This is a genomic window from Nocardia salmonicida NBRC 13393 (genome assembly GCF_001613085.1).
GTDB classification, from domain to species: Bacteria; Actinomycetota; Actinomycetes; order Mycobacteriales; family Mycobacteriaceae; genus Nocardia; species Nocardia salmonicida.
The window spans coordinates 559,878-580,857 of the sequence record NZ_BDBR01000002.1; the positions used below are offsets into that span (position 1 = coordinate 559,878).

The 20,980-nt window shown below is 65.8% G+C and carries 21 protein-coding genes; 10 read left to right on the forward strand and 11 right to left on the reverse strand.

Annotated features, from left to right (window positions below; translation table 11 throughout):
* Nucleotides 1-68: 68 nt before the first annotated feature.
* Nucleotides 69-317: a hypothetical protein gene (locus NS1_RS03230; RefSeq protein ID WP_157125073.1), complete on the reverse strand. Its 249-nt coding sequence runs from the start codon at nt 315-317 to the stop codon at nt 69-71.
* Between the two features lie 263 nt (nt 318-580).
* On the opposite strand from NS1_RS03230, the gene NS1_RS03235 reads away from it, so the two are divergent.
* The gene (locus tag NS1_RS03235) at nt 581-1,063 is read left to right on the forward strand and encodes a P-loop NTPase family protein (RefSeq protein ID WP_062981349.1); all 483 of its coding nucleotides are present in this window, start codon (nt 581-583) and stop codon (nt 1,061-1,063) included.
* Between the two features lie 106 nt (nt 1,064-1,169).
* Here the strand turns inward: NS1_RS03235 and NS1_RS03240 are convergent, their stop codons facing one another.
* Both NS1_RS03240 and NS1_RS03245 read right to left on the reverse strand, forming a co-directional pair.
* Nucleotides 1,170-1,916, reverse strand: a complete 747-nt coding sequence (locus NS1_RS03240; RefSeq protein WP_062981351.1) for a 3-hydroxybutyrate dehydrogenase — start codon at nt 1,914-1,916, stop codon at nt 1,170-1,172.
* Nucleotides 1,913-3,286, reverse strand: a complete 1,374-nt coding sequence (locus NS1_RS03245) for an MFS transporter (RefSeq protein WP_062981353.1) — start codon at nt 3,284-3,286, stop codon at nt 1,913-1,915. Before NS1_RS03245 ends, NS1_RS03240 begins: the two co-directional genes overlap by 4 nt.
* Before the next feature lie 99 nt (nt 3,287-3,385).
* Here NS1_RS03245 and NS1_RS03250 point away from each other — a divergent pair, with 99 nt between their 5' ends.
* The 3 genes from NS1_RS03250 to NS1_RS03260 all read left to right on the forward strand — a co-directional run bounded on the left by NS1_RS03250 (nt 3,386) and on the right by NS1_RS03260 (nt 6,172).
* Nucleotides 3,386-4,360 carry a LysR family transcriptional regulator gene (locus NS1_RS03250; RefSeq protein WP_062981355.1) on the forward strand — a complete coding sequence of 325 codons (975 nt, stop codon included), beginning with the start codon at nt 3,386-3,388 and terminating at the stop codon, nt 4,358-4,360.
* A 603-nt stretch (nt 4,361-4,963) separates the two neighbouring features.
* Nucleotides 4,964-5,620, forward strand: a complete 657-nt coding sequence (locus NS1_RS03255; RefSeq protein ID WP_062981357.1) for a TetR/AcrR family transcriptional regulator — start codon at nt 4,964-4,966, stop codon at nt 5,618-5,620.
* 78 nt (nt 5,621-5,698) lie between these two features.
* Nucleotides 5,699-6,172 carry a nuclear transport factor 2 family protein gene (locus NS1_RS03260; RefSeq protein WP_062981359.1) on the forward strand — a complete coding sequence of 158 codons (474 nt, stop codon included), beginning with the start codon at nt 5,699-5,701 and terminating at the stop codon, nt 6,170-6,172.
* Between the two features lie 128 nt (nt 6,173-6,300).
* On the opposite strand, the gene NS1_RS03265 is transcribed toward NS1_RS03260, so the two are convergent.
* The 3 genes from NS1_RS03265 to NS1_RS03275 form a co-directional block, all read right to left on the reverse strand.
* Nucleotides 6,301-6,552 carry a DoxX family protein gene (locus NS1_RS03265; RefSeq protein ID WP_062981363.1) on the reverse strand — a complete coding sequence of 84 codons (252 nt, stop codon included), beginning with the start codon at nt 6,550-6,552 and terminating at the stop codon, nt 6,301-6,303.
* Nucleotides 6,553-6,697: 145 nt separating this feature from the next.
* Nucleotides 6,698-7,462: a MerR family transcriptional regulator gene (locus NS1_RS03270; protein WP_084503388.1), complete on the reverse strand. Its 765-nt coding sequence runs from the start codon at nt 7,460-7,462 to the stop codon at nt 6,698-6,700.
* 141 nt (nt 7,463-7,603) lie between these two features.
* Nucleotides 7,604-8,146: an MOSC domain-containing protein gene (locus NS1_RS03275; protein WP_062981364.1), complete on the reverse strand. Its 543-nt coding sequence runs from the start codon at nt 8,144-8,146 to the stop codon at nt 7,604-7,606.
* A gap of 175 nt (nt 8,147-8,321) precedes the next feature.
* Between NS1_RS03275 and NS1_RS03280 the strand changes: the two genes are divergently transcribed.
* Entirely contained in the window at nt 8,322-8,990 is a 669-nt protein-coding gene (locus NS1_RS03280) for a HEAT repeat domain-containing protein (protein ID WP_062981365.1), read from the forward strand.
* On the forward strand, nt 8,984-10,006 hold the full coding sequence (locus tag NS1_RS03285) for a MerR family transcriptional regulator (RefSeq protein WP_062981367.1): 1,023 nt from the start codon (nt 8,984-8,986) through the stop codon (nt 10,004-10,006). The genes NS1_RS03280 and NS1_RS03285 overlap by 7 nt, the downstream gene beginning before the upstream one ends.
* A gap of 304 nt (nt 10,007-10,310) precedes the next feature.
* Here the strand turns inward: NS1_RS03285 and NS1_RS03290 are convergent, their stop codons facing one another.
* Nucleotides 10,311-11,222, reverse strand: coding sequence for a hypothetical protein (locus NS1_RS03290; protein WP_062981369.1), 912 nt, complete (start codon nt 11,220-11,222; stop codon nt 10,311-10,313).
* Between the two features lie 488 nt (nt 11,223-11,710).
* Here NS1_RS03290 and NS1_RS03295 point away from each other — a divergent pair, with 488 nt between their 5' ends.
* The 3 genes from NS1_RS03295 (at nt 11,711) to NS1_RS03305 (ending at nt 13,937) form a co-directional block, all read left to right on the forward strand.
* Nucleotides 11,711-12,280 carry a GNAT family N-acetyltransferase gene (locus NS1_RS03295; protein ID WP_062981371.1) on the forward strand — a complete coding sequence of 190 codons (570 nt, stop codon included), beginning with the start codon at nt 11,711-11,713 and terminating at the stop codon, nt 12,278-12,280.
* Between the two features lie 126 nt (nt 12,281-12,406).
* Entirely contained in the window at nt 12,407-13,078 is a 672-nt protein-coding gene (locus NS1_RS03300) for a class I SAM-dependent DNA methyltransferase (RefSeq protein ID WP_084503390.1), read from the forward strand.
* A 148-nt stretch (nt 13,079-13,226) separates the two neighbouring features.
* Nucleotides 13,227-13,937: a hypothetical protein gene (locus tag NS1_RS03305; RefSeq protein WP_157125074.1), complete on the forward strand. Its 711-nt coding sequence runs from the start codon at nt 13,227-13,229 to the stop codon at nt 13,935-13,937.
* Nucleotides 13,938-13,981: 44 nt separating this feature from the next.
* On the opposite strand, the gene NS1_RS03310 is transcribed toward NS1_RS03305, so the two are convergent.
* Nucleotides 13,982-15,310, reverse strand: a complete 1,329-nt coding sequence (locus NS1_RS03310) for a TerD family protein (RefSeq protein WP_255284394.1) — start codon at nt 15,308-15,310, stop codon at nt 13,982-13,984.
* A 184-nt stretch (nt 15,311-15,494) separates the two neighbouring features.
* Between NS1_RS03310 and NS1_RS03315 the strand changes: the two genes are divergently transcribed.
* Nucleotides 15,495-16,364 carry a glucosyl-3-phosphoglycerate synthase gene (locus tag NS1_RS03315; RefSeq protein WP_062981378.1) on the forward strand — a complete coding sequence of 290 codons (870 nt, stop codon included), beginning with the start codon at nt 15,495-15,497 and terminating at the stop codon, nt 16,362-16,364.
* A gap of 42 nt (nt 16,365-16,406) precedes the next feature.
* Here NS1_RS03315 and NS1_RS03320 read toward each other — a convergent pair whose 3' ends face one another.
* Genes NS1_RS03320 through NS1_RS03330 form a run of 3 tightly spaced genes read right to left on the reverse strand, consistent with a single transcriptional unit; the run spans nt 16,407 to nt 20,939 of the window.
* Entirely contained in the window at nt 16,407-18,242 is a 1,836-nt protein-coding gene (locus NS1_RS03320) for an ATP-binding cassette domain-containing protein (protein WP_062981380.1), read from the reverse strand.
* A gap of 15 nt (nt 18,243-18,257) precedes the next feature.
* The gene (locus NS1_RS03325; protein ID WP_062981382.1) at nt 18,258-19,427 is read right to left on the reverse strand and encodes a type III polyketide synthase; all 1,170 of its coding nucleotides are present in this window, start codon (nt 19,425-19,427) and stop codon (nt 18,258-18,260) included.
* Between the two features lie 45 nt (nt 19,428-19,472).
* Nucleotides 19,473-20,939, reverse strand: coding sequence for a fatty acid desaturase (locus NS1_RS03330; RefSeq protein WP_084503395.1), 1,467 nt, complete (start codon nt 20,937-20,939; stop codon nt 19,473-19,475).
* Nucleotides 20,940-20,980 lie beyond the last annotated feature (41 nt).

Below are 20,980 nucleotides of genomic sequence, written 5' to 3' on the forward strand. Positions count from 1 at the left end.
GTGCTGTATCGCTAACATGCCGACCGGGGGTGCCAACTGTCGAACGAGAGCCGCTCGACAATGGGTCGCTATTGCTCGCGGTCGGTCAACCCCAAGGTCACCTCGATGGGCGGGACCCAGGGCTCGGGTAGCTCGTCCAGATCAGCGAGGGTGGTGTGCACGAACGCCGCGATCCGGTGCCGGGCCGCCGAGCTCAGCCGTTCGACACGGTCAGCGGTCAGCGGACTGTCCGCGAGCTCGACCACCGGGAGATCTCCGATGGCCCCCACGATCGTCTCCGACCCGTTTTCCCTGCGTCGCGCCATCTCGTCCCCCACCTTTCGAACAGTGTCGACGCCCCTCCGTCATACCGGTCACGAAGCGCCGCCGACATCCACCAGCAAACATCTGGATTACAACATGAACAAGCGTCCACAACAAGCGCTCTTGCTGGCGAATCTTGCGTAGATCGCTGCCCCCGCCCACGATCTACCCCACCTTCTGCGCCGCCTCATCTGCCTGGCCAGACGCCGCTGCGATGTCCTCTAGGCCATGCTGAGAATCGAACAGCACTATCGACCACCCCCGACACGGAGGCAGCGTGCAGCGAATCGTGATCCTGGGTCGCGGCGGCGCAGGCAAGTCGACCCTCGCCCGCCGACTCGGCGCCGCCATCGAACTGCCGGTCATCGAGCTCGACCAGCACTTCTGGCCACCGGACCTGACACCGCTACCCCTTGATCAATGGAGGCCGATCCAGCAGCGGCTCACCGACGCCGAAGGGTGGATTCTCGACGGCGACCTCGGCCCCTTCGACGCACTCGAGGTGCGACTCGAGACCGCCGACACCATTGTTCTGCTCGACTTCCCCCTCTGGATCTGCGCATGGCGCGCGCTGCGTCGCTCCCGCGAGAACCTGGCCTTCTGGCGCTGGCTGATCGGCTACCGCCGCCACAGCCTCCCGGTGATCACGACCGCCATCGCCGACCACGCTCCCCACGCAACCCTGCGACTGCTCCGACACCCCGACGACGTCGAACGGTTCCTCGCCGAAATCCGCGACGGCCCACACCGAGCCCCCTGACGAAACCATAGGGACACCCCCGACGGCAGCGACCCGTCAGTCACATGATGTGTGGCGACTGACGGGCTACCGGTCCAGTGTCGTGCCTATCCGGCACCGACCACGGTCATCGCGCGCTCCATCCTCCGTCCATGACGTAGGAGGAACCGGTGACCATGCCCGCGGTGTCGGAAGCGAGCCAGCCGACCAGTGCCGCGACCTCTTCCGGCTCGATCAACCGCTTGATCGCGCTCTCGGTGAGCAGCACCTTCTCGAGTACCTCCTGCTCCGGGATCCCGTGCGCGGCCGCCTGCTCAGCGATCTGCTTGTCCACCAACGGCGTTCGCACATATCCGGGACTGACGCAGTTGCTGGTGACCCCGTGCGGACCGCCTTCGAGCGCGGTCACCTTCGACAGCCCCTCGAGCCCGTGTTTGGCCGTCACATAGGCGACCTTGAACTGGGAGGCGCGGATCCCGTGCACCGAGGAGATGTTCACGATCCGCCCGAAACCCTTGGCGTACATGTGTGGCAGGGCGGCGCGGATCAGCAGGAACGGCACTTCCACCATCAGCGTCTGCATGGCGCGAAACCGATGCGGCGCGAAGTCCTCGATGGGGTTCACGCTCTGCACGCCCGCGTTGTTGACGAGGATGTCGACGTCGAGACGCAATTCGGCCAAGGTATCGACCTCGAGCAGATCGACACTCCAGGCGTGTCCGCTGATCTCGTGCGCGACCGCTTTCGCGCCGACTCCGTCGATATCGGCGACGGTGACCTCGGCGCCCCGCGCGGCCAATTCGCGCGCGCACGCCGCGCCGATGCCGCTCGCACCTCCGGTGACCAGCGCCTTACGCCCCGTGAGATCGGTCATGCGGCAACACCTTTCGCGGCGGAGGCGTCGGCGAGGTCCACAGATTCCAGGTCGATACCACGGGTCTCCTTGGCGCACAGCACCGCGATCACAGTGACGGTCGCCGCGAACGCCAGGTACCAGGCGATCGGCACCGACGAACCGAACTCGTCGAGCAGCTTGACCGCGATGATCGGCGCCAGCGAACCCGCCACGATCGAGGTGACCTGATAACCCAGCGACACACCGGAGTAGCGCATCCTAGTCGGGAACATCTCCGCCATGATCGCGGGCTGACCGGCATACATGAACCCGTGGAACACCAGTCCGATGATGATGGCGGACAAGATGATCGCGCTGTTGCCGCTGTCCATCATCGGGAAGGCGAAGAAGCCCCAGGTGGCCGCGGCGACGGCACCGGCCAGGTAGACCGGGCGGCGCCCGACACGGTCACCGAGCCTGCCCGCCAACGGAATCACCGCCATGTGCACGGCGTGGGCGATGAGCAGCCACCACAGGATGGTCGTGGTGTCGGCATGCACGTGAACCTTGAGATAGGTGATCGAGAACGTGACGACCAGGTAGTACATGATGTTCTCGCCGAACCGCAGACCCATCGCGGTGAACACCCCACGCGGGTACTTGCGCAGCACCTCGAACGGGCTGAACGAAGCTGCCTTGGCCTGATCCATCGTCTGCTGGGCGGCCACGAAGATCGGGGCATCGGTGACTTTGGTCCGCACGTAGTAGCCGACCAGCACGACCACCGCCGACAGCCAGAACGCCACGCGCCAGCCCCAACTCAGGAACGCCGCGTCCGACAGGGTCGAGGTCAGCACCAGCAGCACGACCGTGGCGAGCAGATTGCCCGCGGGCACACCGGCCTGCGGCCAGCTCGACCAGAAACCGCGACTGCGACTCGGGCTGTGCTCGGCGACCAGCAGCACCGCACCACCCCATTCGCCGCCGATCGCGAAGCCCTGGACGAAGCGCAGGATCACCAGCATCGCCGGTGCCCAGTAACCGACCTGGGCGAAGGTCGGCAGACAGCCCATCAAGAAGGTCGCCGCGCCGACGAGTACCAGGCTCACCTGCAACAGCTGTTTGCGGCCGTAGCGGTCGCCGAAGTAGCCGAAGACGATGCCGCCGAGCGGGCGCGCCGCGAAACCGACGGCGTAGGTGACGAAGGCGGCCAGGATCGCGTCGAGGTCGCTGGTGTCCTTGGAGAAGAACACCTTGCTGAACACCAGGGTCGCGGCGGTGCCGTAGAGGAAGAACTCGTACCACTCGACGACGGTGCCCGCCATCGAGGCGGCCACGACCCGCCGTAGTCCGGTGGGGGCCTCGTCCGGGTCGTCGCCGGTCGGTCGTATCGCGTTCCGCACGCTCATCGCACTACTCCTTCGATGTTCCAGGCCACATCAGCAGACAACTGTGACGTGGCCCACAATCCGTGAGGAGAGTATTCGTGCAGATCCATCTCGGTGACAATGGCCAGTTTCGCAGCAGCAATCTGCGAAACTGCACACGTGAGCCATTCTTCCTCGACTTCGGGGCGCAGACCGAGCGCTGACGATTTGCTGGTTCTGCTCGCGGTCGGCCGGTCAGGGCGCTACATCACCGCCGCCGAGGAACTGGGCATCAACCACACGACGATCTCGCGGCGCATCGCGGCCCTCGAGCACGCCATGGGCGGGCGGGTACTGACCCGGGTCACCGGTGGTTGGGAGCTCACCGACCTCGGCCGCGAGGCGCTGACCGCCGCCGAAGCCGTCGAGGCCGCCGTCCGATCGCTCGGCTCGAGCGCGGGCGAACGCACGCTCGAAGGGGTGGTGCGGATTTCGGCCACCGACGGTTTCAGCGCCTACCTGGCTCCGCCGTCCGCCGCGCGCGTGCAGCGCAGGCATCCGGGCGTCGCCGTCGACATCATCGCCGCGACCCGACGAGCATCCACCCAGCGAACCGGCCTCGACATCGAAGTGGTGGTCGGTAAACCCCAGGTACACCGCGCCGTAGCGATCGAGCTCGGCGACTACTGCCTGCGCCTGTACGCCTCGCGCGACTACCTCGCCGAACACGGCGTCCCGACCACCGTCGCCGAACTCGCCCGCTACCCGCTGGTCTACTTCATCGAGTCCATCCTCCAGGTCGACGATCTCGACCTGGCTCTCGCCTTCGCTCCCACCATGCGCAGATCCGTCTCCTCTACCAACGTCTTCGTCCATGTGGAAGCCACCCGGGCCGCGGCCGGCATCGGCCTACTGCCCTGCTTCATGGCCGACCGCCACCCCGACCTCATCCGCGTTCTGCCCGACGAGGTCCGTGTTCAACTCACCTATTGGCTCGTCACTCGCCCGGAAACGCTGCGCCGCCCCGAAGTCGCCGCGGTCGTCGAGGCGCTGCGCGCCACCGTGGACGACCGCCGCGACGAGCTACTCGGCGACCGCGTGGAACCATCCGGCTGACGGGCTGTCGCCCACGACGGGCAGCGCTATCCGTTTCCTTCCGACTGGGCGGCCGGGGCGGGCAGAGCGAGGCTGAGCGCCGAACGAACAGGCTGGCGAGAACCTGTGGCGCCAGAATTGCCGCGGCTGCGCCCTGCGCGGCGCGACTGACGATCAGTTCGCCCGGACTGTTCCCGAGCGCGAACCAGGCACCGGACAGCGCGAACAGAACCAAGCCGACGAGAAATGCCCCCACAAGGTCGCCCAATCGGGCCGCGGGGATCAGGGCGGCCTCGAAGGCCAGCAGATAGGGGCCCAGCGCTGCGGATACAACGCTTCGGTCTCATCGTCCTTCGTGGAAGTCGAAGTAGTCATCAGGTGTAGCTCCCTGCGCGGCTAGGTATCCGGTGTGTGGTCACCACTTACTCGTTCGCCGACGGCGCTGCCGCGTAGTGAGCGCCGAGTGGTCCTGACACGCACCGACAAGAGTTGGCACGCGTGAGATCACCGCTTAACTTTTGAACTCACCGGTTCACTTTGAAATCCCACTCAGAAAATTGCCACCCGGTATATAAAACTGAACCCGCTAGTAAATTTTTGACATGATTGAGCTATAGTTCATGGATGGCTGTAGCAACACCACCGACCGGACAGTCGGCCTCGCGGGGACGGATCGACAAGCGGCAGGCGATTCTGGAGGCGGCGTTCGTCGTCTTCGCTCGCCGTGGTTACGCGCAGGCGTGCGTGCAGGAGATCGCCGAAGTCGCCGGCGTCGCCAAACCAACGATCTACAACCACCTCAACGACAAGGAAACGCTGTTCCGGCACACGCTGGCCGCTGTCGGCGACGCGGTGCTGGCCGAGAATCTGGCGGTGATCGAGCGGTTGCGGAACCCGGGTGACGATCTGCGCGCCACCCTGGAAGACGTGGCGTACCGACTGATCCGGTCCTGCTGTACTGAGCGGTCCCGGTCGCTGCGCTGGCTCACCTACGGGCAGGTCGCGCAGTTCCCCGATCTGATGGATGTCGTGGTGAGCCGGACCTCTGATCAGCTCGGCGAAGCAATCGCGGATCGACTGGCGCGCTTGTCGCTGTCGGGTCGCCTGCGCCCGAGCGATCCGGGGACCGCCGCCGAGCAATTCCTCGTACTGATCACCGGTCCCATGGAGGGGCGCACCCGCCTCGGCACCCGCAAGGTCTCCACCGCCGAGATGCGTGCCGTCGCCGCCGCTGCTGTCGACACCTTCCTGCGCGCCTATGGGACGCCGGAGGCTCCCTGAGCTTCGGAATCACGCCGAAGTCGACCACCGAAACACGCGCCGCGCGACGCGTTGTCGCTCGGCAGAGAAAGGACCGATGTGACCGCGGTACACGACAATCTGCTTACCACGATCGAAGCGGAGCGGGCGATCTTCCGAACGTTCTTCAAATTCTTCCGGATCGCCGACACCCAGGAGAGCGAACGGTTCAGCGAGTGCTTCACCCCCGACGCGTTGATCGAGTATCGAATCATGCCGGGCCCGCCGGTGTTCTTTCACGGCCGTGACGAGTTCACCGATCACATGAGCCGGGTTCCCAAATCGCAGCGCGCCCTGGTAGCCCACGTCATCGGGCAAGCCACCATCGAGTGGAACGGTGACAAACCACTGCTCACAGCGTATGCCACTGTCTGGCACTGGTTCTCGAGCACCGACGTGGGCCGCCCGGCGGACTGGACCGTCATCGGACTGGTCCGAGACGAGTTCGAGCAGCACGAGGGTGAGTGGTTGATCTCGCACCGCGACGTACGCCATGTCGCGGGCCGGGTCGCCGCAGGCCGCGAACCGCACTGAAGGCACCTACCACCGCCGCCCGATCTCGTCGACGCCGAAACATAGAGGCACGGACAACAATGACACTTCTGCTGCTGTGAGCGTCGAGTGCATCAGCTTGCTCATGATGTCGAGTGTGGCCGGGAGCGTCAGCCGAGCCGGTAGTTCAGCGTGACGGCCAGGGTCGCGACGGCTAGCCCCAGCACCGGAACGACGAACCCGACAAGTAGTCCGAGCGCACCAGCGCCCAGCAGCGTGCCCATCACCACAATCCAAGACTCCGGCACCCGGACGACTTTCGCTGCGGCGACCGGAACGGGATGGCGGATGTAGTTCATCCAGCACCCCAGGCCGGTCGCCGTCGCGGTCACCAGGGTGAGGACGGTGTACAGACTAGACATCAGAGTCTCCTTCGATGGTGAATTCCGTTGCGGTGCAACACATCAATTCAGATAGCCATCAAAAGAGGCGCTCCATCTCTACACCGGCTGGCCCACACGACGTTCCACGTTCAGCCGTGCCGCCCGCACGGCATCGCCGAAACCGCTACCCGCGTGCGGCGTTCGCGGTCGTGATGAACTCGATCTGCGCGGGTGAGGGTCCGCAGTACTCGCTCTCGATGCGCTCGGACTCCTCGGCCTGCATCCGGTACATGCTGTCGCGCAGGCCCGTGTCACCGCCGTGGAACCCTTCCAACAGCTCCATCCATCGCGCCGCCATGTGCTGCGCCTCGGGTGAGGTCGGGTCCATTCCCGCCGCTATCGCCGCGTCGACCTGTGGGATCAGCACGGCCCAGTCCGCTTCGGCTTGCTGAATACGCGGTTCACCGAGCTCTTCCCGGCGCAGCGCGAGCTGAGTCACCTGCTCCTCGGTGAAATATTGCTTGATGGTGTCGTCGACCATGACGGTCCTCCTGATCAAATCCAGGAAGTGCTCTGTGGATGCGTCCGAGCGGCTGTCCGCTGTGGCAGCCAGTGCGGCGACCAGGGCATGCAGGTCCCGGGTCGCGGCCAGCTGCGCGGCCAGATAGTCGCGATGAGCAGCCAATACCCGCAGCATCACCACGGCGCCCGCGAGCACGTCGGCGATCTGATCCAGCCCGAGGCCAAGCTGACGCAAGGCGAGTACCTGGTACAGCCGCTCGACATCGCCCGCGGTGTAGAGCCGGTGACCAGTGCTGCTTCGCTCCGCAGGATGTACCAACCCGATGCGGTCGTAATGGTGCAGCGTCCGTACGGTCAGACCGGCCTCGGCCGCGAGCTCACCGACCTTCCACAGACGCCCGGTTCCGCGCTGGTTCATCCGTTTCATCCCACTTCCACCGACGCACTGTGCGTCGGCATCGTCGACGGTAGAACCTGACGCTACGTCAGGTGCAAGCCTGAATTCGCCGACCGAATCCGAGGGTCGACGGCTGGCCATCAACCCCGACTGCCGAGAGGTTTCCGCTGCCTAGACCCGGTCCAGCGCCTTCCACGGCTCAGGCGGAAATTCGACGACAATGCTGTCGCCGGGTCTGACCTCGCCGCCTGCGGTGACCACGCCCATGATTCCGGCTTTGCGCACAACGGTGCCTGCCGCGTCGTGATGGACGAGCCGCTTCAAAAGCCCGTCTTGGAATCTGTCGATCTGCACGCACGGGTTGCGCAGGCCGGTTACCTCGACCACCGCGTCGGAGCCGATACGAAGCAGCGTGCCTACCGGTAGTGCGAGCAGATCGATGGCGCTGGTGGTGATGTTCTCACCGAGATCGCCGGGGAATAGCTCGAATCCGTGTTCGGCGACTTCGCTGAACAGCTCCTCGTGCATGAGGTGCACCTGCCGCAGGTTCGGTTGGGTCGGGTCCTTCGCGACACGAGAGCGGTGTTTGACCGTCGTTCCGGCGTGGACATCGCCTTCTACGCCGAGGCCGGTCAACAGCCGAATGCTGGGCCTGGTCGGCTTGGTGAACGAGTACTCGCCATTGCTGTTCACCGCGATCACTGTGCCGCTCATCGTGTTTCGTGTCCCCTCGTCGTCGGAAACGTCGATTCGAGCGTAACCCGGGGCCGTAGGGACTATCGGGTGGTTTTCGACTCACCGAGGGGTCTGCCATGAGCAGCCTGACACGATCCAGCGCTTGACCCTGACACAGTGACAACGTCTTCACTGGAGGCAGGAGGTGGTTCCCATGAACTCGACACCAGGACAATCGGTAGATCCGCGGCTGCTCGCCGCACTGAGCGCGGAGAATACGTCGACCCGGCTGCAGGCCGCGCTGATCGCGGGCACACATCCCGGCCCGGCGCTGCTCGGGGCACTGATCGACCGCTGTGCCGTGGAGCCGGACTTCTTCGTCCGCGACATGCTCACCTGGGCGCTGACCAGGCTCCCCACCGAGCTGACCGTGCCCCGGCTTCGCGCCGAACTGGAATCCGACGGTGCCCAGGCCCGCAGCCAGGCGCTGCACACACTGTCCAAGATCGGCGATCCGGCGGTCTGGCCGGCGATCACCCCGGCGCTGCTGCGCGATCCCGACGACGACGTGGCGCGCAGCGCGTGGCGCGCAGCGGTTGTTCTCGTGCCGGACCCCGAGCGCGAGGCGCTGGCCACCGAACTGTCCACCCAATTCGGGCGCGGCGATCGGGAGGTTCAGCGCAGTCTGAGCCGGGCGCTGACCACGCTGGGCGAGGTGATCCTCGCGGTACTGCATCGGGCGGCGCGCAGCACCGACCCGCACGTGCGAGCGCACGCACAGGCCACCGAGCAGTTGCTGCGCGACCCGGACGCCGCCTTCGATCTCGATCTCGATGTCGACGCGGCGAAGCGGGTCGCGGCGCTCGACGGCGCGCCGTGCTGATCGGCGAGGTGGCGCGGCGTTCGGGAGTCAGCACCCGAATGCTGCGCCACTACGACTCGCTCGGTTTGGTTCGCCCCACCGGGCGCACCGTCGGCGGCTACCGCCAGTACTCCGATGCCGACATCCGCAGCATCTTTCACGTGGAAAGCCTGCGCTCCCTGGGCCTCTCGCTGCGCGAGATCGCCCAGGTACTGGCAGACCAGTCGTTCACGCCGCGGACCTTGGTCAGCGATCTCATCCGACGCACCGAGGAGCGGCTGGTGCGCGAGCGCGAACTGCTCGAACGATTGCGCGCGGTCGAGAACGCCGAGCCCGGAGACTGGCGCGATGTGCTGCGCATCGTGCAACTCGTGCGCACTCTCGGCTCGACCGACCCGCACCGTCGCCTACAGGCGGTGCTGAACCCGGCCGACAACGAGCCGGTACCGACCGACCTGCTGGCCGCGGCCGTGCTCGCCGAGACCGAACCGAACATGGCAGGCGCCCTGCGCTGGGCGCTGTCGCGGGCCGGTGACGACGGCCTGGTCGGGCTCGCGACCGGGCTGTCCGTCCCCGACGTCGAGGTCCGGCGCCGGGCTGTGCTGGCAGTGGCGGAGATCCCGGGCGACGCCGCGACCGAGCTGCTCACCGCCGCGATCAAGGACCCGGACTCCGCTGTCCGCGGCCCCGCCGCCCTCGCCGCCGGTACCCGCGGGGTGACCGCGGCCGAGCCGGTCCTGGTGGCCATGGTGATCGCGGGCACCAACGATGTCGACGCGGGCGAAGTGCTCGGCGCGCTGTCGGGGGACCCGGCATCCGCAGATCGAATACTGGGCGCGCTGACCGACGCGCTGACCGCACACGAGGACGACGCAGGCATCCGAATCCGGCTCATCCAGGCACTGGTGGAGCTGCCCGGCACCCGCGCGCTGACGACCTTGCGGGCACTGAGCGCGGACACCGATCACTCTGTCGCCCTCGTCGCCACCGCCTTCGCCGAACTGGTCGCCTCCCGGGCGACGAGCCAGGACCGCTGATCACAACCGGCCGGCCACCCCGTTCCAGGGAACCACCTTCAACCGATGATATCGACGCATTCAACACTGCCATTGCGAACCTGGACGACCGACCACAGGAGCGCGACGATGAGACAGGATAGACCGGTCGAATCGCAACGCGTGTTCTGCGCGCCGCCGACGTCAGTCTGCCTGCGCTGCAGTCGATCGCGGGCCAGCTGACAGCCGGACAACCCGAGTCCTATCTACGCCCGGATCGGCGGGAGATCACCGACGGGGCCGAGCGCCCGCACGCCCGCGCACCGACGCGGCATGCAGCCCACGATCACGCACGCGGTCCGAAGAACTCGGCTCGGGCGGCATCGATGCGGGCCTGAGCCTGGGCAGCGCCTTGGAAGCTGACCGCGGCCGATCCGCCACCGGCGATCCCCAAGGCTAGGAGACCGCCGATCACCGAGAGGAGATTCGGCTCGGGAAGGTTGCTCGTATCGCTGGTGGGCTCGACCTCGTGGACCGGAACCGCTGCACCGCCGCTGCCAGGCGCGGACGCGGGTGGACCACCGACTCCGCCGGGAGCTGGTGATCCGGGCGACTCGCTGACTCCCCCGGGCGACTCGCCGACTCCCCCGGGCGCCGATCGGACCGGCGGTGCTGCGCCGCCACCGCTGCGTGAGTCGCTGTCGGGTTCGGCAGTATCCGGCTGGGCAGCCTTCGGCTCGGGCGGTACGGGTACGGATGGTGCGCCAGGGGCAGGGGCAGGGGCTTCGGGAGCGGATTCCGGGGCAAGCGCCTGCGGCTCCGGGCCATTGCCTGGGTTCGGGTTGTTGCCTTGGTTACCGCCACCATTTCCCTGGTTGCCGTTCCCGCTGCCCGGGTTCTGATTCCCGTTGTTGCCCTGATTACCACCACCGTTACCCTGGTTGCCGTTCCCGCTGCCCGGGTTCTGATTCCCGTTGTTGCCCTGATTACCACCACCCTTTCCCTGGTTGCCGTTCCCGCTGCCAGCGTTCGAGTTGCCGTTGTTCCCGCCATGACCGTGGTCTCCCGGACCCGCGACGAACCGGACGGCGTCGCCGGTGCCGAGTCCATCACCACCCGGAACCTCGGTGGAGCCGAGTCCTGCGACGACAGCGACCTTTTCGCTGGGGCGGACAGTCGGCTGAGCAGCAGCAAGCCCGCCGTATCCGAGGAGCCCGAGAACGCCCGCGGCCCCGGCCACCACGGCTGTTCGTCTCATCCGACCGGCCGTCACGCGCCCCCCGTCCCGTCCTCGATAGCCCAGCTCACACCATTGCGGTCGGATCCGGACCCCCGCGCGTTACGCACCGCCGCGCCCGAGAACCGGCCACGGCGCCCGCTGAACTCCTCCTGGCGCACCAATCAAGAGGGGCAGGGTGGTCGGCGGCGGTCGGATACCACCTCGGATGGCCTCCCGAAGTTCCTCGCGGCCGGTGACATTCGCGATGCGCACCAGAGGCGCGTGCCCTCAACGTTGCGCTTGTCCCATTGGTCCAGGCCGCGCGGGTGTAGACCGAGTTCTGGTCGCCCAGGTCATCCGCGCAGCCGCAAGAGAAGCGTTGCTGCGCAACACCCTTCGTTCGACGGCATGCGAATGCGCCTCGAGGGAAACGCGCTGTCGTCGATCGGACGTGGCCCCGTTCCGGAGCAGCCAGGGTCGGTCTCGCCATGCTCACACCGCGGCCTCCCCGGGCGGACAATGCAGACATGCCCGAGTTGATGTCGGCCGTGATCGATCCCGGCACGTTCACCACCGCCCAGCCCACACTCACCGGCGCCGACGGCCTGGCATTGCGCCCCTGGACCGCCGCCGATGCGCGCACCGTGTACGAAGCATTCCGAGACCCCGCGGTCCGCCATTGGCATGTTCGAACCGCCGAGTCCATCGAAGAGGTCCGCCAATGGATTCATCGATGGGGCGCGGCTTGGTCCACTGGCAACGGCCAATGGGCCGTCACCAGCAACGGAGAAGTCGCCGGACGCATCGGACTGCGGCAGTCGGACCTCGCCGAGGGTGTCACCGAGCTCGCCTACTGGACCCTGCCCGGCTGGCGCGGGCGCTCAATCGCACCCCGCGCCGCAAACACGTTGACCCGCTGGGCTTTCGACGACATCGGGTTCGACCGAATCGAGCTCACCCACTCGGTCCAGAATCCGCCATCGTGCCGGGTGGCAGTGAAGTGCGGATTCGCCTTCGAGGGCACGCTGCGTGGAGCCGGTCGCCATAGCGACGGCCGTCACGATATGCACCTCCACGCCCGGCTCCGCAGCGACTGAAACCACCTGGGCAAACACATCGTCGACTGGACTTCCGGCTGCCGAGATGGCTTGTGGTGGTCAGAGCATGTGCGCGATTCGGGCCGAACTTGGGGATCGTCTCGATTGGCCTGGTTAGCTGTGTCCATGGGGATGGGAACGAACGTAGATGGCTGGCGGGAAGACACGCGCACGTCTTACAACAACATCGCTGATAGTTATGCAGAACTGACGCGCGGACTTCTGGATGAAACACCTGAAGAGCGCGCTGTCCTGACATCGTTCGCCGATCTGGTGCAGGCCCAGGGCGCGGGACCAGTTGTGGATGTGGGGTGCGGGACGGGACGGATCGCCGCTCACTTGAGTCAGCTGGGCATGGACGTGTTCGGAATCGACTTGTCGCCCGCAATGATCGAGGTGGCCCGCCGCGATCACCCCGGCCTGCGATTCGATCTCGGCTGCATGACAAACCTGGCCCTGGCCGATGCCTCGATGGCCGGCCTTCTTGCGTGGTACTCGCTGATCCACATCCCCGACGATGAGATCCGTTCGGTCTTCACACATTTCCAGCGAGTGCTTCGGCCCGGCGGTCCGCTGCTACTCGGCTTCCACGTCGGAGACGAGTCGCACCTGCTGACCCAGGGCTACGGCGGGCGCCCGATGAATCTCTATGTCCATCGTCGCCAGCACAGACAGATGCACGCGTGGCTCAAGGACGCCGGCTTCGTCATCGATACATACAGAACCCTCAGCTCAGCCGAGAGCAAACTCGGAGGAATCATTCTCGCGCACCGTCAGGTCGCCGATCCCGAAAGATGATGACACCGTTCTGCGCCACTCGACGGAGCCAGTGCCCCGTGGGCACTGCACGGCCGCCGGATCGAATTCCAGGAGCTTCCCGGATTTGCGAACCGACATCCTTCTGATTGCTACGTCAACATGCGGATTGAGTGACACGATCACTCGCATGATTCGAATCGTCGGCGTTGTCTTATCCGCCGTGCTGATCATGTTGGTGGCCCTGGTTAGCAGCAGACGCCGTAGATTCGTCGGCACTACGACGAGTTCGCGGGCACTCCAGGTGACTACGCCGACGACTCGCCCGTCTCCTCCGCGGCTCGCCGTCGAACTGGTTCCGAAGACGCGGTCGGGCGCCAACTTGCGGTCGGAGTTGTCCGCGAGGGAGTGGAAGCGGCTTCGAGGGATCGTGTGCGAGGCGGCAGGCAACCAGTGTGAGATCTGCGATGGTGTCGGGCGGCGGGCTCCGGATTGCAACGAGGTCTGGGAATATGATGACCAGCAACAGATCCAGCGTTTGGTCCGGCTCGAGGCGCTGTGCGCGGACTGCCATGCCGTCAAGCACATAGGCCGGGAGTATGCCGGTGGCCGGGGAGAGCGAGCCCGCAGTCACCTGGCCGAGGTGAATGGTTGGACCCCGACGCAAACCGATCTCTATCTCGAGCAGCAGTTCGAGCAATGGCGTGTCCGCTCCGAGAAGGAGTGGACATTCGATCTCTCCGCTCTCTCGCAATATGGTCCTCCGTTGCCGCCATCGACCCGTAGGAAGCGTTGCGCGAGCTGCGCCGAACTCTTTCCCCCGGACCAGCTGACGGCCGTCGAAGCGAAGCGATTGCTCTGCGAGGGCTGCTCGAAGGACGAGTCGGCTGGCTCGAGCTAGCGATGTAGCCCAGCCCTCGACTGGTCTCGGGGGCGGTTTTCAGCTCAGCGAGAGGTCGGGCACTGCCCTTCGTAGCGGCTCAAGCCCAGACCGTTGGCCTTCTTGCTGCGGCCGACGGGGCCGTTCTTGGCGGAGCGGACCCAGGTGCCGTTGGTGTCGAGAACGGGCATGCGTTCGCTGAAGGCTCGGCTGTAGTAGATGGTGCCGTCGACGGTGAGGATGCCGTCGCGGACGTCGATGTGGGCGACGGTGGCCCAGAACGAGCTCTTCCCGTTGCCGATGATGACGGTGATCTGGTCGGCGTCCTTGTCGGGCAGACCGTCGGGGCCGGGACGGCCGTAGCGGACTCGGACTCGGGGATTGCCGAATTTGTCGATGGCGCCCGCTCCGTTGTCTACGGATTGGTAAACGTTGAGGAGCAGGTCGCCGTTCTCAGTGGGGCGGACGGTGACCTGTTCAGTCGCGGGGAGGTTGTTCGCGCCGGGACCGCGGGTGTCGCCCTGGTGGTGGATGAACGGCCACTGCGTGATGTCGCCCTGGTGACCCTTCTCGCCGCTGAGGACCACATAGTCGCCGGTGATCTCGTTGCGGCAGAAGAAGTACACGTCCAGGTCGCCCGTACCGAACTCGGTGACCCGACCGTTCGCGTCGTACTTCGCACCGCGCCCGTCCCATTCGAGGCCGACGGTCAGGACATAGCCGGAATCGCCCTTGCGCAGATCGATGGTGGCCCGGCGGTCCGGCGAATCCTTGGTCAGCACGACATCGACTTTGCGCAGATCGACCGACGGAGCGGGGGGCCTAACATGCTGGGGCGCAGGCACTTCGGTCACATTCGAAGGCGAATCGCCCGGTTCTTCCTCGGCATCGACGACGATGCCGTGATCGGTGGCGAACGCCGCCAGCCCGGCGCTGTAGCCCTGCCCGATCGCGTCGAGCCGCCAACTACTCCCCCGGCGATACAGCGCGACAGCTTGCAGCACCGTCTCCGAGTCCAGACCCGGTGGCACGAAACTCACCGATTGACTCGCACCGACAGCCGAGACGCGCAGACCGGTGACCGCGCCGAACCGAATCCCCTGCGCCTCGGTGCTTCCGGTGATCACCACTCGATGGATCTCGGCGGGCAGCGCCGAAAAATCGACCGCGACAACCGCATCCGACTCCAAACGAACACCGGAGGACGACGGATTGTTGAAGAACACGAAGTCGGCATCGGAGCGCACCTTGCCGTCGGCGGTCAACAACACCGCGGCGATGTCGACCGCCCCGGCCGGGCTGTCGAGATCCAGGCGCACCGTGTACTGCCCGTCGACGAGATCCGTCTTGGACCCTTTGGAAACCTCGACCATCGTTGCCGCACTCCCGCTCATGATTCCGCCCCTCTGCCAGTCGACTGAGCCCCACGGTACCCGCAGGGGCCGCCGCCGGTCCCGCACTCGGTAACCGGCCCGGACCTGTGGGTATGACCAACCCCTGTCGGAAAACCGTTGGAGTCGGTCACAGGATCGGCGCGCACCGGTGGCGGCGGGGGCGAGTGTGTCGTTGACTGGCTGGATGGATATCCGTGAACTGAACGACCGCAAGTCCGGTCGTCGGGTCTCGGTGGTGGTGCCCGCGCTGGATGACGAGGACACCGTCGCCGGGGTGGTCGCTTCTGTTCGGCCGCTGCTCGGTGGGCTGGTCGATGAGTTGATCGTGCTCGATGCCGGGTCCGCTGATCGCACCATCGCGCGGGCACGCGCCGCCGGCGCCGAGGTCTACACGCGGGAGCAGGCATTGCCCGGCGTGGCGATACGGCCGGGCAAAGGCGAGGTGCTGTGGCGGTCGATGGCGGTGTGCACCGGAGACCTGATCGTCTTTCTCGACGCGGATCTCATCGAACCCGATCCGATGTTCGTGCCCACCCTGCTCGCACCGTTGCTCACCGACCCGCAGATCACCCTGGTCAAGGGTTTCTATCGCAGGCCGATGACAGATGACGTCGATGGCGGCGGACGGGTCACCCAGTTGATGGCGCGCCCGCTGCTCACCGCGCTCGCGCCCGCGTTGGCCGAGATCATCCAGCCGCTCGGCGGCGAATGTGCCACTACCCGTGCGTTTCTCGGCCAGATCTCCATTGCCAGCGGGTACGGCGCGGAGATCGGGATCCTGCTCGATTGTTGGCAGCGACGCGGTTTGTCGGCCATCGCCCAGGTCGACCTCGGGATCCGCGTGCACCGCAATCGGCCGACGCACGAACTCGCGGTGATGAGCCGCCAGGTCGTGGCGACTCTGCTCGACCGACTCGGCATCCGTGATTCCGGGATCGGTCTCGTGCAGTTCCTGCCCGAGGAAACCGGTTGGCGGCGAACACCTTCCGAGGTGAGTCTGGCCGACAGGCCGCCGATGTCGCGCCGCATCGCCGAGTACCGCGACATCGCCTGACACACGAAAACGCCGGCCCCGCGTGGGGCCGGCGTTCACGCACTACACAGCGACGAGACCGAAGTCGAGCTTCACCAATTGGTCGGCGCAATCGAAGTACCGGTCGTCGTGGGTGATCACGATGACGGTCTTTCCGCGCCGCTTCAGATCGGTCAGGATCTCGTGGTAGAACACGTCGCGGAAGCGTGGCTCCTGATCAGCCGCCCATTCGTCGAAGACATAGATCTGGCGGTCTTCGAGCAGTGCGGTGAGCAGGGCCAGGCGCTTGCGCTGCCCCTGTGACAGATCGACCGTCGACAACCGCCCGTCCTGCACGGTCACCTTGTGCGCGATCTGCAACTCGTCGAGATAACGCTGGACGTCGGCGTCGATACCGGGGCGGTCGAAACCCAGGTAGTCCTCGAACAGATGGAAATCGGTGAACACCGCCGACGAATTCTGCCGGTACCACTCGATGTTGTCGTGGTCGATCCTCTCCCCGTTGAGCGACAACGACCCCGAGCGTGGCACATACAGACCGGTGATCAGCTTGGCCAGCGTCGACTTCCCGCTGCCGTTGCCACCGACGATGAACGTGATCTGGCCCGGCTCGAAAACCAGGTCGATCGGACCGAGCCGGAAACCGGCGTCGTCGGACTCGTCGAGTCCGGGCGGCGGAGCCAGCGGACGCACATCGGTGCCACCGTGGTCGACCCAGTTCTTGCCGTTGACATCCACCTGACCGCCACCCGGATGGGCACCGGGATGAGCGGGATGCGGATGCGGCGGCCTGCCGTTACCCTCACGCGGCGGTATCCCGGGACGCGGCGGATGCCCGCCCGGCCCATGCGATCCCGGCGGCGGTGGCACCTGCGAGGGCGCCTCCGCGCGATAGATGTAGCTGACGTTGGTCAGTTCCAGCTTGGCCTCCCCTGCCGCTGGACGCTCCGAATACGGCAGCGACTCCTCGTCGTGCAGCGTCGTCATCGACAGGTTCATCGCACGGATCTTGGCCAGCGCCACATCACCGCGCAGCAGGTCGGGGATGCGGTGCATGAAGTTCTGCATCGGCATCGCCAGGAACGTGGTGACCAGCACGTAGCCGACCATCGTCTCGCGCGGCAGATCCAGTGCGGCCGCGATGACGAACAGGATCAGCGCCATCGTGCCCAACTGCAACGCCTGGCCGAAGCCCTGGGCGTAGGAGAACTTCGAGCCCGCGTCGGTGTTCTGATCGCGCAGCGTGCCCGCAGAACCGAGCAGGTGCCGGTCCATGAAGTCACGACGCCGACCACGGTGCAGCTTCAGTTCCTTGATGCCGAGGGTCACGGCTTGGAACGATCGCAACAGCGCGTCCTCGTTCTCACGGGCTTCCCGGTAGATACCGCGAACCCGTTTGAGGACCAGTTCCACACACGCGATGCCGACCAATGTGCCGCCCACCGTGACCGCGAAGATCGGTCCCGACACCACCGCCAGGAACACGAAGCAGCCGACGATCGTCGCCACATCCACGCAGATCGACGGGATGGCGGTGACGGCCTGCGACAGCGAACGCACGTCCTCGGTGAGCGTCGCCATCAGACGATGCATGCCGAGCCGTTCGAGGTGTTCCAGTGGGGCGGAGACGATGCCGGAGCTCAGATCGCTGCGCAGCCGGTAGATCGCGTCCTGGGAGAGCCGGATCAGCAGAACCTGCGACAGCACACCGCTGACGAGGATCACCAGACCCGTCGCCCCGAAGTGGAGCAGCAGATTGTCCGGTTGCGGGCGCGGCGAGACGACCGCGTTGATCAGCGTGACCAGGTAGGTGTTGGCGGCGCCGCAGATCAGGCCCGCGGCGACGACGGCCGCGATCCTGGCCGGCGACAGCGCGGCGAGAAAACGGAGCAGATGCATGACTTGACTGCGCTCTCAGCTGCGGATGACATCGAACACGATGCCCTCGAGGGTGACACCGGGTGCGAACGAGAACGCCACACCGGTCGAGATCGGTGCCGCCGTCTGCGCGTCGCGGATCATCCGCTCCAACACGAAGATCAGCGAGACACTGAGCATATTGCCGTGCTCGGCGAGCACCTCCCAGCTCGGCGCCGCCAGTTCGGCGGGGATGCCGAGCGAACGCGCCGACTCCTCGATGATGCGGGGACCACCAGGGTGGATCGCCCACAACTCGATATCGGACTTGCCGAGTCCGTTGCGCGCCAACACCTCCGAGACCACCGGGTCGACACCGCGGTAGATGTAGTCGGGCAGGCTGGTCGCCAGTTCGCAGGTGATGCCCGCGTCCTTCACACCGAGCACGATGCCGTCCTCGGCGTCGTCGAACAGGTGGCTGAAGCTGTCGCGGATCACGACGCTGCCGGGCGCGAGTGGCTTGTGCACCTGGTTGGCGCCGATCACCACCGCGCCGCAGCCGTCACCGAACAGGCTGTGGGTGATCACATCGTTGACGTCGTCGTCGAAAACGGCGTTGACCGAACTCAATTCGATGCACAGCACCATCGCCTTCTTGTCCGGATGCGCCCGGACGTAGTCGACGGCGGCGCGAATGCCGTTCATGGCCGCCGCGCAGCCCATGAAGTTGATGACCATCCGGCCGACCGTCGGCGACAGGCCCAGCTGCTTGACCACCGCGACGTCGACGCCAGGGGCGATGAAGCCGGTGCTGGTCACGAAAATCAGCTGGCCGATGTCGTCGGCCGGATTCTCCAGTCCCGCGACCGCGCGCCGTGCCACGTCGACCGCCAACGGCACCGCGTGCTCGAGGAACAGGTTCATCCGCTCCCGGATGGTGCCGGGCTTGCGACTGAACTCGAGGAAATCGGGATCGAGCGGGTCGATCACCAGGCGACGGGTGTCGATCCTGGTCTTGGCGTAGATTCGCGGAATGCGCTGGCGCTGCGCGGGATCGGAGAACATGTCGGCGACCCGGCCCGCGTTCACGGACTGATCGACGACCAGCGAGGGCGAACCGGTGGCGACCGCTTCGATCACGCCGACGGTCGTCGGCGGCGTGGGTGGTAGCAGGTCGTGCCCGCGCTCGACGTCGGGCGTGCGGAGCAGGTCAAAGGAAACAGACACGGGCACTTATCCTTTCGAGACAGATCAGAGGTGGCAACGGCCGGGTCAGACGGTTCCGATGCCGGAGAAGCCCTGCGCGGTGTAGGTGACGCAGGTCTTCAGCGCTGACGGTGCGCAGTGTTCGCGCACGAAACCCCACCGGTTCTCCTCGGCCGCACGAGAAGGTGCGAGCAGGTAGGTCCGGCACAGCTTGGGGAAACGATCTCCGAAGAAGCTCTTGGCGGGCAGCCACTCCACGCCGAACTTCGCGGCTTCCTCACGCACCACGTTCTCCGAGGCGATATTGGCGAACCCGCTGCGCTGGAACGGAAGTACGTGGTGCGCCCGGTGCGAGCTCAGCCCGGCCGAGAGGAAGCAGTCGACGTACTTGTTGCCGACCACGGTCAGGTCGTAGGCCTGCTCGAGCTGGTTCACCGCCCAGTCCTCGGTCTCGGTGTGCAGTTCCTCGGTCGGGACCTCGAAGTCGTGGCTGGCCACCACCATGAAGGTGCTGATCCACAGCGTGATCACGAATTGCAGGCCCCAGGCGAGCAGATCGCCCGCGAAGGCGAAGGCCACGAACTCGGCCACCAGCAGGAACCGCATCCCGAACGAGCCGATGAAGTGCGGCAGCGCGCCGCGCCAGCTGCCGTACATGTCCTTGATGCCCACCTTGCGGGTGAGCCGGCAGACATCGAGGAGCCGAATGATCATGCCCGTCAACAGATGTCCGAACTTGTGCACCGTGTGCACCGGCACCCGGTACAGGCGCGGGATCTGCATCATCATCGTGAAGACGTTCTTCTTGATGTCGACTTCACTCTGGGTGTGCGGGTGGTGCAGCAGCGCGTGGCCGTCGGCGGTGACGAAAGACAGTGCGACATAGTTCATGTCGAAGGCGTTGACCGCGTACTTGTTCAAGCCCTTCTGCGCGCGGTGGATCGCGTAGTGGCCGAAGCCCGCCAGCGAGCTGCGCAGCAGCACCATCGCGATCACGAAGGCAGGCAACGGCATCCAGCTCGTGTCGTAGAGACGCAGCGCCTGCACAGCGATGTAGGCGAAGATCAGCACGCCCACGACGATGTCGAACGCGCGGTCCATGCGCTTCAGTCGCGCGGCCAGCTCGGGCTCCTCGAGCCGGGCCTTCACCTGGTGCAGCAGATCGGACTTGTTGTCGAACTTGTACTTCGGGGTGTCGTCCCAGCTGTTGAAGCCGTCCTTGAACAGGAAGTCGGGGGCGTTGTTCTTGGGATGGATGTCCTCGGGCGTAGCATCGCGACCGAGACTGTAACGCTCGATCATCCGCCCGATTTTTTCCGGATCACGGTGGTAGGAACCGATGATCGAGGTGATATCGCGATTTTTCGTGCGGCCGATGAAGAATTCACCACCTGGATGCTTGGAGATCCACTCGCTCAGGTCGTAGGCTCTTCCGTTATAAACCCATACGTTGTTGACGGGAGGACGACCCCCCGGGCCCGGCGGTGGCGGGAGCTCGCGCTCCGCTTCATCAGGTCGATCATCGATCGTCATTAGTTCTTCCTTCGTGTCCGATCGGCTTCCGATGCGTGTTG

What these genes read in the sequence shown, in the direction of transcription:
- NS1_RS03240 (WP_062981351.1), bottom strand. Translation starts at nt 1,916, where the DNA reads ATGACCGATCTCACGGGGCGTAAGGCGCTGGTCACCGGAGGTGCGAGC.
- NS1_RS03245 (WP_062981353.1), bottom strand. Translation starts at nt 3,286, where the DNA reads ATGAGCGTGCGGAACGCGATACGACCGACCGGCGACGACCCGGACGAG.
- NS1_RS03250 (WP_062981355.1), top strand. Translation starts at nt 3,386, where the DNA reads ATGGCCAGTTTCGCAGCAGCAATCTGCGAAACTGCACACGTGAGCCAT.
- NS1_RS03255 (WP_062981357.1), top strand. Translation starts at nt 4,964, where the DNA reads ATGGCTGTAGCAACACCACCGACCGGACAGTCGGCCTCGCGGGGACGG.
- NS1_RS03265 (WP_062981363.1), bottom strand. Translation starts at nt 6,552, where the DNA reads ATGTCTAGTCTGTACACCGTCCTCACCCTGGTGACCGCGACGGCGACC.
- NS1_RS03270 (WP_084503388.1), bottom strand. Translation starts at nt 7,462, where the DNA reads ATGAAACGGATGAACCAGCGCGGAACCGGGCGTCTGTGGAAGGTCGGT.
- NS1_RS03275 (WP_062981364.1), bottom strand. Translation starts at nt 8,146, where the DNA reads ATGAGCGGCACAGTGATCGCGGTGAACAGCAATGGCGAGTACTCGTTC.
- NS1_RS03280 (WP_062981365.1), top strand. Translation starts at nt 8,322, where the DNA reads ATGAACTCGACACCAGGACAATCGGTAGATCCGCGGCTGCTCGCCGCA.
- NS1_RS03290 (WP_062981369.1), bottom strand. Translation starts at nt 11,222, where the DNA reads ATGAGACGAACAGCCGTGGTGGCCGGGGCCGCGGGCGTTCTCGGGCTC.
- NS1_RS03295 (WP_062981371.1), top strand. Translation starts at nt 11,711, where the DNA reads ATGCCCGAGTTGATGTCGGCCGTGATCGATCCCGGCACGTTCACCACC.
- NS1_RS03300 (WP_084503390.1), top strand. Translation starts at nt 12,407, where the DNA reads ATGGGGATGGGAACGAACGTAGATGGCTGGCGGGAAGACACGCGCACG.
- NS1_RS03305 (WP_157125074.1), top strand. Translation starts at nt 13,227, where the DNA reads ATGATTCGAATCGTCGGCGTTGTCTTATCCGCCGTGCTGATCATGTTG.
- NS1_RS03310 (WP_255284394.1), bottom strand. Translation starts at nt 15,310, where the DNA reads ATGAGCGGGAGTGCGGCAACGATGGTCGAGGTTTCCAAAGGGTCCAAG.
- NS1_RS03315 (WP_062981378.1), top strand. Translation starts at nt 15,495, where the DNA reads ATGGATATCCGTGAACTGAACGACCGCAAGTCCGGTCGTCGGGTCTCG.
- NS1_RS03320 (WP_062981380.1), bottom strand. Translation starts at nt 18,242, where the DNA reads ATGCATCTGCTCCGTTTTCTCGCCGCGCTGTCGCCGGCCAGGATCGCG.
- NS1_RS03330 (WP_084503395.1), bottom strand. Translation starts at nt 20,939, where the DNA reads ATGACGATCGATGATCGACCTGATGAAGCGGAGCGCGAGCTCCCGCCA.